The following is a 13,062-nucleotide window of genomic DNA, read 5'->3' on the forward strand; positions in this document are numbered from 1 at the left end:
TCGGGATTTTTTTATGTTGTAAAATTTATTAATCTAAATAATAAATGTATCCTACGTGAAACCATAAGTTCCAGTCGTTTGCTTTATTTTCTGTCCAAACTTCAGGATTAGGGTTTAAACCATCAACCCAATCTGAAAAGTAATATTGCCATCTTACTTCTGCAAATAAATCCGATAATTCTGTTAATTTATAACGTGTTCCAACACTTGCAACAACAGACCAAGTGCTTCCACCCTCATCAGACCATGCATCTAAATATTTTACTGGAGTAGTAAAAGTGTTTCCAATTCCACCAAGTTCAGAATAAGTTCCGTTTTGGAAAAAAGTATAATGAGCACCTAAACCTAAAAATGGAGCCCAAGCACCATTAGTAGCTGTAAATTCTCTAATACTTAAAGGGAAGTATTCTAATTGCATACCAATGTCGGTAACCTTAGCCTCACCTTTCATGGCTCTTAATTTAGCTGCAGTAGGAGAGTTTCTGTCAACCCATTTACCAAAGTGTTGTAATTGAGTACTGTTGTATGATAACTCAGAACGAACTTTAAAGTGGTCGTTAAAATAAGTTTCAGGAGTGTAACAGTTACATTCTGCACGGTAAGCAAAATTCATATAGTGAACTAAACCAATACCAAAACCTGTGTTTCCAGCATTAGTTTCAAAATCGTGTCTTACACCAAAATCAGATTGGAAAGCAACTCCACCAACAAAAGCTCCAACTTCATGAGAGAAGCCAAACTGTGCCATCATTGAAAAGTTTGCTCCTAAAAGCAACATTAGTAGGTATTTAATTTTTTTAGTCATCGCTAAAATTTTTCCATTATCGGACAAATATATAAAAACAAACTGCACTTCAAAAAAAAAAGAGTATTTTTCTTGTTTAAAAAAATGTAAAATAAGATTAAAGATTAAATTATTTTTTTACCGATATAAATTTTTCTTAAAAATAGAACAAGTAATTTTTAAAATGTATATTTGTCGACTTAATTTTTACGAAATTCGTAATTTTAAGACAAAAGATAATTAACGAAATAGTTTATCTACAAGTTTTATAGTATAATGGAACAAAAAATTAATGATTTTATGGCGCTTGTTGAGGCCAAAAATCCAAACGAACCAGAATTTTTACAAGCTGTAAAAGAATTTGCTGAAACGGTAATGCCTTTTATTGCAAATGACAAAAAGTATGATGGAAAAAATGTGCTTTTGAGAATGGCTGAGCCAGAGCGTTCAGTGATTTTTAGAGTGCCGTGGGTTGATGATAAAGGTGAAATTCAAGTGAATAGAGGTTTTCGTATTCAGATGAATTCTGCTATTGGACCTTACAAAGGAGGAATTCGTTTTCATCCAACAGTAAATTTATCAGTACTTAAGTTTTTAGCTTTTGAACAAGTTTTCAAAAATAGTTTAACAACGCTTCCTATGGGAGGTGGTAAAGGAGGTTCTGATTTTGACCCACAAGGAAAATCGGATGCTGAAGTTATGCGTTTTTGCCAATCGTTTATGACAGAATTATGCCGTCATATTGGTCCTGATTTAGATGTTCCTGCCGGAGATATCGGTGTTGGAGCCAGAGAAATTGGCTATATGTTTGGTCAATACAAAAGAATTAGAAATGAATTTACAGGAGTTTTAACTGGAAAAGGTTTAGCTTATGGAGGTTCTTTAATTCGTCCAGAAGCTACAGGATATGGTGTGGTTTATTTCACACAGCAAATGTTAAGCACTATTGGACAATCTATTTCAGGAAAAACAGTTGCTATTTCAGGTTTCGGTAACGTGGCTTGGGGTGTGGCTTTAAAAGTAAATGAATTAGGTGGTAAGTTAGTTACAATCTCAGGTCCTGACGGATATATTTACGATGCTGAAGGAATTTCAGGAGAGAAAATCGAGTTCATGTTAGAAATGAGAGCAAGTGGAAATAATAGAGCAGAAAGTTTTGCTGAAAAATTCCCAAGTGCAGTTTTCCATAAAGGAAAAAATCCGTGGGAAGCTAAAGTTGATGTAGCTATTCCTTGTGCAACTCAAAATGAATTAAACGAAGAAGATGCTAAAAAATTAATTGCTAATGGAGTTATGTGTGTAACTGAAGCAGCAAACATGCCATGTACTTTAGATGCAATTAAACAATTCTTAGATGCAAAAGTTTTATTTGCTCCAGGGAAAGCAGCTAATGCAGGAGGTGTTGCAGCATCAGGTTTAGAAATGACACAAAACTCTATTCGTTTAAACTGGACAAGTGAAGAAGTTGATGCTCGATTAAAAGACATCATGACTGGTATTCATGGTCAGTGTAAAAAATACGGTACAGAAGAAGATGGTTATGTAAACTATGTTAAAGGAGCCAATATTGCTGGTTTTGTTAAAGTGGCTGACGCAATGTTAGCTCAAGGCGTAGTGTAATAACAGACTTTAAATAATTTTAAAAGCTCTTTTAGGAAACTAAAAGAGCTTTTTTCTTTTGTAAAACATATCAAAATTAAAATTAATACGTTTGTAGTATATTTGTATTAAATACTTGCAATGAAAAAAGCGATTTACATTTTTTTATTTATTATTTCTCAATCTTTTTTTGCACAACAGAATAATCAGTTGTGGAAAGGTTATTTTTCATACAATGAAATAGTAGATGTAGAATCAGGCTCCAACGCTGTTTTTGCCTCAACTCAAAATGCGCTTTTTTCTCAAGCTGTTTCGTCTTCTAATTTAAATATTTATAATTCAATTACAGGTTTAAAACCTGATGTTATTTCCACAATTCACCATTCAGATGCTTTTAATAAAACATTCGTTGGAAATAATAACGGTTTAATTTTAATACAAAATGCGGATGGTTCTGTTACTACAAAAGTAGATGTAATTGAAGAAGTACCTGTGCCGCCAAATAAAAAGAAAATCAATGATTTTTACGAATTCAATGGTCGTTTGTACATTGCAGCAGATTACGGAATTTCTGTAATAGATATTGCTACATTAGAATTTGTTTCAACTTACTTCATTGGTACATCAGGAGAAGAAACAGAAGTATTACAAACTACCGTTTTTAATAATGAAATATATGCCGTTACACGAAATTTTGGAATTAGAAAAGCAAGTTTAAGTAATCCCAATCTATTTGATTTTAGTCAATGGCAAACTTTTGACACTGGTTTTTGGAGTGGAATCGTAACATTCAATAATCAATTAGTTGCTACAAACGCAAATGCAAGAACATACCGTTTTAATGGAAATATACCGCAAGAAATTCTAAATCATAATCAAGCCGGACTAAAATTAAAAACAAACGGAACGGAGCTTATTGTTACTACTCAAAACAATGTGTATGTTTTAAATCAATCATTTTCTGTTTTAGTGCATATAACTCAAATTCCCGATTTTACTGTACGCTTTACGGCGGCCTCTGTTGTAGGTGGAATTATATATATAGGAACAGAGAAAGATGGGTTGTTTTCTACGAGTTTGGCAAACCCAACAATTTTTACAGCAATGTCTCCAAATGGACCGCTTCAGAATAAATCTTTTAGATTAAAAAAAGCTCCTAATAAAATTTGGGTGGTACATGGTGATTATAGTCAGCAATACAATCCATATCCTTTAGATGAGTTAGGAATCAGCACGTTTACAGCTGATCAAGGTTGGGATGTTATTCCATATAGTGATTTATATGGTGCAAAATCTTTGTCGGATATTGCAATAAATCCATCAAATCAAAATCAAGTATACGTAACGTCTTATTTTTCTGGACTTTTAAAAATGTTCGGCAATACAATTGAATTGCTTAATAATACAAACACAGGCGCTAATGGTTTAGAGTCTTTAGTATTACCAGGGAATCCAACTTATGTAGATATTCGTATCAATAGTCCAGCTTTTGACAGAGAAGGAAATCTTTGGGTTACAAATTCTTATGTAAATAGAGCAATAAAAGTACTAAGAGCTAATGGTCAATGGCAATCTTATAATTTATCTGGGGTAACAGCAAATTTATCTACAGGAAGATATAATGCAATGGCTATAGATAAAAATAACACCAAGTGGATACCTTCTTACAATGACGGTGTAGTAGCTTTCAATGAAAATTATAACAACAAGTTTATAGTAATTAATCAAGAGAATGCCGACATTCCTACAGCTGTTGTAACTTGTTTGGCTATAGATAACCGAAATCAATTATGGATAGGAACTATGGCTGGTTTGCGTGTTTTATCTAGTGTTGATCGATTTGTTTCCGATACAGAATTAGATGTTTTTCCTATTATTATTCAAGAAGGCGACTTGGCTCAAGAACTTTTTTACCAACAACCTATTTTAGATATCGCTGTTGATGGTGCTAATAGAAAATGGGTTTCAATTGCTGATGGAGGTGTTTTCCTAGTTTCTTCAAACGGACAGCAAACCATTTATCGCTTTGATAAAAATAATTCGCCCTTGCCAAGTAATAATGTTGTAGATATTGAAATTGATGGCGTTTCAGGAGAAGTGTTTTTTGTAACAGATAAAGGAATTGTATCTTTTTTAGGAATTTCAACCAAGCCAAGTGACAGTTTAGGAGATGTTTTTGTATATCCAAACCCAGTACGACCAAATTTTTCAGGAACAGTAAAAATTAGTGGATTAACCGATAAAGCCAATGTAAAAATCAGTGATATTGAAGGTAATTTAGTTTACGAAACTACGTCATCAGGAGGTACTATCGAATGGGATACCACCGCTTTTGGAAAATATAAAGTGGCTTCAGGAGTATACATGGTTTTTGTGGCAAGTGAAGACGGAACCGATTCTATGGTAAAAAAAGTGATGATTATCAGGTAATTATGAATAAAAATAATTGTTTTGATTTCTTAAGATTTTTCTTTGCGTTTGATATTCTGTTAGCACATCTTTGGGAACTATCAGAAAGTAGTAGTTTGTTTTTTTTATCAAGGATTACAGATTCATCTATCGCCATTAAAGGTTTTTTTGTAATAAGTGGTTTTTTAGTTGCTAAAAGCTATACCAATACACCTTCTTTAAAAGAATATTTTATTAAAAGAGCCAAAAGAATTTTACCAGCCTACGTTTTTGTAATTTTATTTGCGACTATATTATTTTCAATATTTAGTAATTATGGTTTTTACAGTTATTTTACATCTATTTCAACCTATCAATATGTTGCATGGAATTTAGTTTTCCTAAATTTTGTTCACCCATGCTTACCAGGAATTTTTGAGAATAACTTATTGTGTGCTGTGAACGGCGCTTTATGGACGCTAAAAATTGAAGAGGGGTTTTACCTAATTTTACCTCTTGTTTTTTATTTATTAACTAAAATCAAAAAGCCATTTTTCGTTCTTTTGGTTATATATATTGGGTCAATTTTATATTGGTATATAATGCAATTTTATTTCAATAAGCCATTGTTGGCTAAACAATTGCCGGGACAAATGTCTTATTTTGTAGTTGGAATATTTTCGTATTTGTATTTTTATAATCTTATGAAGATTAAATTTAAAATAGTTTTAATTTCAATTTTTATTTTAATTGCTTCATACTATTTTCCTTTAATTTTTAATGTTTTTTATCCTGCAGCTCTTGGTTTAATTGTTATAATTTCGGCATATAGTCTACTATTTTTTAACAATTTTGGTAAGTATGGCGATTTTACTTACGGATTATATATTTTTCATTTTCCAGTTATTCAGTTATTTAGACAGTATAATTTATTTGAAAAGCATAATCCTTATTTTATGGGTGTTATTGTAGTATTGCTTTCTTTTTCATTAGCCATCTTCTCGTGGTTTGTAATAGAAAAAAGATTTTTAGATCGTTATAAATTAAGAAATAATGCTAGTCAAAACTAAAGCCATCGTTCTTTCTTCCTTAAAGTTTCAAGAAAAAAGCTTGATTGTAAAGTGTTTCACGCAATCCGATGGTTTGAAAAGTTATTTTGTGCAAATTGCCTATTCTAACAAAAAAGCCAATCAAAAAATTGCCTATTTTCAGCCATTAACCATTATCGAAATCGAAGCCAATCACAAGAATAAAGGCACGCTCGAACATTTTAAAGAAATCCGATTAGCGCACAGCTATTACACTATAAACACAGATATTGTTAAAAGCACGATTGTAATTTTTCTCTCCGAAATTTTGCATCACGCCATTAAAGAAGAAGAAAAAAATCAAAACTTATTTTCTTTTTTAGAAACGGCGCTGCTTTGGTTAGATACGCACGACGAAATAGCAAATTTTCATCTAATTTTAATGCTCGAAATGACCAAATTCTTGGGTTTTTTTCCCGATGTTTCCGAAATAGATTTCGATTTTTTCGACGTGAAAGAAGGTTTTTTTACACCGTTTCAATCAGTAAATACACTTTCGGCGCATGAAACGCAATTGTTCAAACGATTAATCGAATTAAAATTTGATTCCAATCAGAAAACTTTTGCCGGAATAGAACGTCAAATTCTATTAAAAATCCTTTTAGATTTCTATACGTTACATCTCGAAGGCTTCAAAAAACCAAAATCGTTAGAAGTTTTAAAAGAAGTTTTTTCTTGATTTTTTAACGCAAAGTCCAAAAAGTGTTTTCGCAAAGAACTTAAAGTATTGTCATCTTAGTTTTTTTGCATTGTGACCATTGTGGTTAAATTTCTTTAAAAAGAGGGAAAAACTCAAAACTCATTACTCAAAACTCATAACTATTTATTACTTTCGCAAATTGATTTAAGAAAGCGACAAAATGAGTACAAAATTTACTGAATACAAAGGACTTGACTTGCCAACAGTAGCATCAGAAGTTCTTGATTTTTGGAAAAAAAACCACATCTTTGAACAATCAGTAACTTCTCGAGAAGGAGCTACTCCTTACGTGTTTTTTGAAGGGCCACCATCTGCAAACGGATTGCCTGGAATTCACCACGTAATGGCGCGTGCGATTAAAGATATTTTTTGTCGTTATAAAACTCAAAAAGGCTACCAAGTTAAGCGTAAAGCGGGCTGGGATACGCACGGATTACCTGTAGAATTAGGTACCGAAAAAGAATTAGGCATCACCAAAGAAGACATCGGAAAAACCATTTCAGTTACCGAATACAACGAAGCGTGTAAAAGAACCGTTATGCGTTACACCGACGTATGGAACGACCTTACGGAAAAAATGGGCTATTGGGTAGACATGGAAGATCCGTATGTGACTTATAAATCCAAATACATGGAAACGGTTTGGTGGTTGCTAAAACAAATTTACAACAAAGATTTATTATACAAAGGTTACACGATTCAGCCATATTCTCCAAAAGCGGGAACAGGTTTATCTTCGCACGAAGTGAACCAGCCAGGTTCGTATCGTGATGTTACAGATACGACGATTGTAGCTCAATTTAAGGCAAAAGACGAAACGTTACCAAGTTTCTTACAAGGCTTTGGGACCGTTCATTTCTTAGCTTGGACGACAACACCTTGGACGTTGCCAAGTAATACAGCGTTGACCGTTGGTCCAAAAATCGATTATGTTTTAGTAAAAACGTTCAATCAATATACTTTTGAAGCGGTAAATGTAGTTTTAGCTAAGAATTTAGTTGGAAAACAATTCGGCGGAAAGTATTTTGTAGCAGAATCAGAATCAGATTTTGCCAATTACAAATCAGAAGATAAAAAGATTCCATACCAAATTTTAGCGGAAGCAAAAGGAGCTGATTTAGTTGGAATTCGTTACGAACAATTATTGCCATTAGCGTTACCTTATCAAAATCCAGAAAATGCTTTCCGAGTAATTTCAGGAGATTTCGTAACAACAGAAGATGGAACCGGAATTGTTCACACCGCTCCAACATTTGGAGCAGATGATGCTAAAGTAGCCAAAGAAGCAACGCCTGAAGTTCCGCCAATGTTGGTTTTAGATGAAAACGGAAATCCTGTTCCATTGGTAGACTTACAAGGAAGATTTATCCAAGGTTTAGGTGATTATTCTGGGAAATATGTTAAAAACGAATATTACAACGACGGTGAAGCGCCAGAACGTTCAGCTGACGTAGAAATCGCTATCCAATTAAAAGAAGAAAACAAAGCCTTTAAGGTTGAAAAATACGTACACAGTTATCCACATTGTTGGAGAACAGATAAACCGATTTTATACTATCCATTAGATTCTTGGTTCATCAAAGTAACCGAAATCAAAGATAGAATGTTCGATTTAAACGAAACCATCAACTGGAAGCCAAAAGCTACAGGAGAAGGTCGTTTTGGAAATTGGTTGAAAAATGCAAACGATTGGAATTTATCGCGTTCAAGATATTGGGGAATTCCATTACCAATTTGGAGAACTGAAGATAAAACCGAAGAAATCTGCATTGGTTCAGTAGAAGAATTGTACAATGAAATCGAAAAAACAGTTGCAGCTGGTTTCATGAGCGAAAATCCATACAAAGGTTTCCAAATTGGAAATATGGACGAAACGAACTACGATTTAGTGGATTTACACAAAAATATTGTAGATAATATTGTTTTAGTTTCTCCTTCTGGAAAACCAATGAATCGCGAAACGGATTTAATTGACGTTTGGTTCGATTCAGGCGCAATGCCTTATGCACAATGGCATTATCCATTCGAAAACAAAGAATTAATCGACGAAAACAAAGCATTCCCAGCCGATTTTATCGCAGAAGGAGTTGACCAAACTCGTGGTTGGTTCTATACATTACACGCTATAGGAACACTAGTTTTTGATAAAATTGCATACAAAAACGTAGTTTCAAACGGATTAGTCTTGGATAAAAACGGACAAAAAATGTCGAAACGTTTAGGAAATGCTGTTGACCCATTCACTACTTTAGCAGAATATGGTCCAGATGCTACACGTTGGTACATGATTTCCAATGCAAATCCTTGGGACAACTTAAAATTTGATATCGAAGGTGTGGCTGAGGTTCGCAGAAAATTCTTCGGAACACTTTATAATACGTACTCGTTCTTTGCTTTATATGCTAATATTGATGGATTTAAATATAGCGAAGCAGAAGTTCCATTAGCAGAAAGACCAGAAATTGACCGTTGGATTTTATCTGAATTACATACCTTAATTCAATTAGTTGATGAAGCGTATGCAGATTATGAGCCAACAAGAGCTGCTCGTGCTATTTCAGATTTCGTTCAAGAAAACTTGAGCAACTGGTACGTGCGTTTATGTAGAAGAAGATTCTGGAAAGGAGATTACGCACAAGACAAAATTGCGGCTTATCAAACGCTTTATACTTGTTTGGTAACAGTTGCGAAGCTTTCGGCTCCAATTGCACCGTTCTTTATGGACAAACTTTACAGAGATTTAACACAAGCTACAGGTTCTGAGTCGTTTGAAAGCGTACATTTGGCAGAGTTTCCAAAAATGGTTGAAAACTTTGTTGATAAATCACTAGAAAGCAAAATGATGAAAGCGCAAACGGTTTCTTCATTAGTTTTATCGCTTCGTAAGAAGGAAATGATTAAAGTGCGTCAACCGTTGCAAAGGGTTATGATTCCTGTACTTGACGACAATCAGCGTGCTGAAATTGAGGCGGTTTCTGACCTAATTAAAGCAGAGGTAAACGTGAAAGAAGTGGAGTTGTTAGACGATGCTTCGGGTGTTTTGGTGAAACAAATTAAGCCTAATTTTAAAACATTAGGACCGCGTTTTGGTAAAGATATGGGTTTGATTTCCAAAGAGATACAGAATTTTGAACAAGAACAAATTGCCAAATTAGAGCGTGATGGTGAGTTAGTTATGGATATTGCAGGAAAAAGTATAACTTTATCACTAGAAGATGTTGAGATTTCTTCACAAGATATCCCAGGTTGGTTAGTAGCCAATTCAAACGGAATTACAGTAGCGTTAGACATTACAATTTCCGATGAATTAAGAAAAGAAGGGATTGCGAGAGAATTAATCAACAGAATCCAAAATATCAGAAAAGATTCTGGTTTTGAGGTAACTGACAAAATTACTGTTAAAATGGAAAAAAATCCGCAAGTTGAGGAAGCCGTTTTAGCTAATGAATCGTATATTAAGTCAGAAACACTAACCGAATCATTAATTTTTGTGGAAAACCTTGAAAATGGTACGGAAATTGAGTTTGATGATATTAAGACAAGCATATTAATTTCAAAATAAAAGCCAAAAGCTTTTAATCAACGTATAACTATAAAAAAATATTGAAATTATGGTAGAGGAGCAAATTAGATATTCAGACGCTGATTTGGCTGAATTCAAAGCGTTAATTCAAGCAAAATTAGAAAAAGCTAAAAACGATTTAGAGCTTATTAAGAGTGCTTATATGAATGACTTAAACAACGGAACTGATGATACATCACCAACGTTTAAAGCATTTGAAGAAGGCAGTGAAACCATGAGTAAAGAAGCCAATTCGCAATTAGCTATTCGTCAAGAAAAATTCATTAGAGATTTAAAAAATGCCTTGATTCGTATCGAGAACAAAACCTATGGTATTTGTAAAGTTACAGGCAAATTAATAAGTAAAGAAAGATTAAAAATCGTTCCTCATGCTACTATGAGTATCGAAGCAAAAAACTTGCAACGTTAATCTTTTTACAAAATTATACTAACGCTCCGTTTGGGGCGTTTTTTATTTAATAAAAACACTATTTTTGCAAAAAAATTGAACATGTCGTTAAAGAAAGCCTATATTTTAATCATTGCTATTTTATTAATTGATCAGATTTCAAAAATCTATATCAAAACGCATTTTTTTATTGGAGAATCCATAAAAGTAATGGGTTTAGAATGGTTTCAAATTCATTTTATAGAGAATGAAGGCATGGCATGGGGAGCAGAAATTCCTGGCGAACATGGGAAATTAATCTTAACCTTATTCCGAATAGTAGCCGTAGGCGGAATTGCTTGGTGGTTATGGGATTCAGTAAAAAAGAAAGCTTCTAATTATTTAATTGTAGCGATAGCTTTGATTTTCACAGGTGCTTTAGGAAATATTATTGATTCTGTTTTTTACGGAGTAATTTTTAACGATAGTTATCATCAAGTAGCCACTATTTTTTCAGACCAACCTTACGGTACTTGGTTCCACGGCGAAGTAGTAGATATGTTTTATTTTCCTATTTGGGAAGGAAATTTGCCTTCTTGGTTGCCAATTTGGGGTGGCAAACACTTCACTTTCTTCAACGCCATTTTTAACGTAGCCGATGTAGCGATTTCAACAGGTGTTGGAATTTTAATCGTATTCAACAAAAGAGCTTTTGCTCATGCGGATAAAGAGGAAGTGACAGTTGAGTAAAACTAAAACCTATAAATCTCCTCAGGCGTCACACAAAAATCTAATTTCACATCATTTGTTGAAACATCTTCAATCTTTTCTTCTGGATGAAAGAAGGATAGTCCGATTTTAATCGTTTCGGGCTTGCATTTACGTAGAAAGTTATCGTAAAAACCTTTTCCGTAGCCAACGCGATTTCCTTGCTTGTCATAAGCTAAAAGCGGTACAAAAACCACATCAATTTTCACATCGGGAACTTCTAAACCATCAACCGGTTCTGGAACGTTGTAACTGTTCTTTTTGATTTTGGTATTATCGGTCAATAAAAAATGCGTCATTCCTAAAGTAGCAAACTCGCACTTCGAAATGACGATTTCTTTATCTTTTCCCGCTAAAATTTGAAGAATATATTCGGTATTGATTTCTTTCTGTTCTTCAATCGTTAAAAACAAATGATAATACAATTTGTCCCAAATGTTCATTCGCAACAATTGGTTCGCAATCGCTAAACTTTTGTCTTCGATTTCTTCCTGAGAAAGCAGTTTTCTTGCTTCTTTGCTCTTTTTTCTTGCCTCTTTCTTATCCATTTACAGACGCTTTCAATTCGTCTATAAATTTAGTCAAATGTTCTACTTCTACGTGATCCATTAACACAATTTTGTACCATTTGTTGTTTTCATTGTGTTGTTGCGGTACCAAATCATACTTTTCAGCAATTTTTTCTGGAATAGATTCGGCATGAATTGTTACAATATTCATAAATGGTTCACGGAAATATTTGATATTTAGTTTATCTAATTCGTGACATAAGAATTGGGTTCGCATTTGTAAAATACTTACTTTTTCAAACCAACCATAAGCGCCATACGTAAATAAAATCATCCAAACCGCCACCGCATTCGCTCCAGAACGACTTCCGCAAAGCGTTAAATCCATGCCTTCTACGTATTCTGCTTCTTTGGTTAATACGTTTTCAATTAAACCTTTACGGCAAACAAAAACACCTGTTCCATAAGGAGCTTGCAACATTTTGTGCGCATCAATAGTAATCGAACTAATTTTTGGATTACTAAAGTTGATATTCGATTTTTGATTGCTAAAAGGATAAACAAATCCACCATAAGCACCATCAATGTGCAAACGATACGTCGCATTATGTTTTTCTAATATCGAAGTATAATCATCAGGATTATCAACCGAACCAAACATGGTTGTTCCCATATTGGAAACGGCAATGAAGTATTTTTTTCCTTTATTTTTTGCTTCCGAAATGATGTTATCTAAAGCATTCACATCAATTTCACGATTTTCAAAACCAATCGGAATTTTCAACCAATCAATTTGCAATAAATTAGAAGCTTTTGGAATGGAATAATGCGTGTCTTCCGAAGCTAAAATGGCGATTTCGTCTAATTTTGCATCGAATTTGTGCATGAATTCATTTCTAAAAACCCAAATCGCTTGAATGTTAGCTTCCGTTCCACCAGGAGCGATGTAACCGTCGAATTCGTTTTCTTTAGCTTTGAAAATATCAACGGCAATTACGTTTAAAACTTCACGTTCAATTTCTTGTGTGCCATAAAACGCTTTTTCCGAAGTTCCAAAAGTGTGGCAACCAATATTATTTGGATTGGCAACATAGGTTTGAAGTGTTGGTGCATCTTTCAAAAATGGCGCATCATCATAAAAAACGCGACTATCTAATTTAGACGCAGGATAACCTAAAGAAGCATCTTTTGAGAAGTTAACATTATCGTGTAAAGCCTTTTCAATTCGGGCTTTTCTTTCTTCTTGTGATAGTTTTTTCCAGAAGTTCATACCTAA

10 protein-coding genes are annotated in these 13,062 nt (G+C 33.7%); 7 read left to right on the forward strand and 3 right to left on the reverse strand.

Going from position 1 to position 13,062, the window contains the following annotated elements; all coding sequences use genetic code 11:
* Window positions 1–28: 28 nt before the first annotated feature.
* Window positions 29–805: a THC0290_0291 family protein gene (locus B0I03_RS06245; RefSeq protein WP_181452355.1), complete on the reverse strand. Its 777-nt coding sequence runs from the start codon at window positions 803–805 to the stop codon at window positions 29–31.
* Between the two features lie 255 nt (window positions 806–1,060).
* Here B0I03_RS06245 and gdhA point away from each other — a divergent pair, with 255 nt between their 5' ends.
* From gdhA to B0I03_RS06280, 7 genes are all read left to right on the forward strand, one after another.
* Window positions 1,061–2,404 (forward strand): NADP-specific glutamate dehydrogenase, encoded by a 1,344-nt coding sequence (gene gdhA, locus B0I03_RS06250; protein ID WP_111566600.1) that lies wholly within the window; start codon window positions 1,061–1,063, stop codon window positions 2,402–2,404.
* A 120-nt stretch (window positions 2,405–2,524) separates the two neighbouring features.
* Window positions 2,525–4,813 (forward strand): type IX secretion system anionic LPS delivery protein PorZ, encoded by a 2,289-nt coding sequence (porZ, locus tag B0I03_RS06255; protein ID WP_111566601.1) that lies wholly within the window; start codon window positions 2,525–2,527, stop codon window positions 4,811–4,813.
* Between the two features lie 2 nt (window positions 4,814–4,815).
* Entirely contained in the window at window positions 4,816–5,841 is a 1,026-nt protein-coding gene (locus B0I03_RS06260) for an acyltransferase family protein (RefSeq protein WP_111566602.1), read from the forward strand.
* Window positions 5,825–6,538: a DNA repair protein RecO gene (gene recO / locus B0I03_RS06265; RefSeq protein ID WP_111566603.1), complete on the forward strand. Its 714-nt coding sequence runs from the start codon at window positions 5,825–5,827 to the stop codon at window positions 6,536–6,538. The genes B0I03_RS06260 and recO overlap by 17 nt, the downstream gene beginning before the upstream one ends.
* A gap of 181 nt (window positions 6,539–6,719) precedes the next feature.
* On the forward strand, window positions 6,720–10,121 hold the full coding sequence (gene ileS / locus B0I03_RS06270; RefSeq protein ID WP_111566604.1) for an isoleucine--tRNA ligase: 3,402 nt from the start codon (window positions 6,720–6,722) through the stop codon (window positions 10,119–10,121).
* A gap of 49 nt (window positions 10,122–10,170) precedes the next feature.
* Window positions 10,171–10,551 carry a TraR/DksA family transcriptional regulator gene (locus B0I03_RS06275; protein WP_026725150.1) on the forward strand — a complete coding sequence of 127 codons (381 nt, stop codon included), beginning with the start codon at window positions 10,171–10,173 and terminating at the stop codon, window positions 10,549–10,551.
* Window positions 10,552–10,632: 81 nt separating this feature from the next.
* Window positions 10,633–11,259, forward strand: a complete 627-nt coding sequence (locus B0I03_RS06280; protein WP_111566605.1) for a lipoprotein signal peptidase — start codon at window positions 10,633–10,635, stop codon at window positions 11,257–11,259.
* Window positions 11,260–11,261: 2 nt separating this feature from the next.
* Here the strand turns inward: B0I03_RS06280 and B0I03_RS06285 are convergent, their stop codons facing one another.
* A complete protein-coding gene (locus B0I03_RS06285) occupies window positions 11,262–11,825 on the reverse strand; it encodes a 5-formyltetrahydrofolate cyclo-ligase (protein WP_111566606.1) in 564 nt (187 codons plus the stop codon).
* Window positions 11,818–13,056, reverse strand: coding sequence for an aminotransferase class I/II-fold pyridoxal phosphate-dependent enzyme (locus B0I03_RS06290; protein ID WP_111566607.1), 1,239 nt, complete (start codon window positions 13,054–13,056; stop codon window positions 11,818–11,820). The genes B0I03_RS06285 and B0I03_RS06290 overlap by 8 nt, the downstream gene beginning before the upstream one ends.
* Window positions 13,057–13,062: the final 6 nt, after the last annotated feature.

The sequence above is a fragment of the Flavobacterium aquaticum genome, assembly GCF_003259835.1.
In the GTDB taxonomy this organism is placed as follows: domain Bacteria; phylum Bacteroidota; class Bacteroidia; order Flavobacteriales; family Flavobacteriaceae; genus Flavobacterium; species Flavobacterium aquaticum.

Bases quoted from the DNA above. Each gene is read 5' to 3' on its own strand.
- B0I03_RS06245 (WP_181452355.1), bottom strand. From the start codon at position 805: ATGACTAAAAAAATTAAATACCTACTAATGTTGCTTTTAGGAGCAAAC.
- gdhA (WP_111566600.1), top strand. From the start codon at position 1,061: ATGGAACAAAAAATTAATGATTTTATGGCGCTTGTTGAGGCCAAAAAT.
- porZ (WP_111566601.1), top strand. From the start codon at position 2,525: ATGAAAAAAGCGATTTACATTTTTTTATTTATTATTTCTCAATCTTTT.
- B0I03_RS06260 (WP_111566602.1), top strand. From the start codon at position 4,816: ATGAATAAAAATAATTGTTTTGATTTCTTAAGATTTTTCTTTGCGTTT.
- recO (WP_111566603.1), top strand. From the start codon at position 5,825: ATGCTAGTCAAAACTAAAGCCATCGTTCTTTCTTCCTTAAAGTTTCAA.
- ileS (WP_111566604.1), top strand. From the start codon at position 6,720: ATGAGTACAAAATTTACTGAATACAAAGGACTTGACTTGCCAACAGTA.
- B0I03_RS06275 (WP_026725150.1), top strand. From the start codon at position 10,171: ATGGTAGAGGAGCAAATTAGATATTCAGACGCTGATTTGGCTGAATTC.
- B0I03_RS06280 (WP_111566605.1), top strand. From the start codon at position 10,633: ATGTCGTTAAAGAAAGCCTATATTTTAATCATTGCTATTTTATTAATT.
- B0I03_RS06285 (WP_111566606.1), bottom strand. From the start codon at position 11,825: ATGGATAAGAAAGAGGCAAGAAAAAAGAGCAAAGAAGCAAGAAAACTG.
- B0I03_RS06290 (WP_111566607.1), bottom strand. From the start codon at position 13,056: ATGAACTTCTGGAAAAAACTATCACAAGAAGAAAGAAAAGCCCGAATT.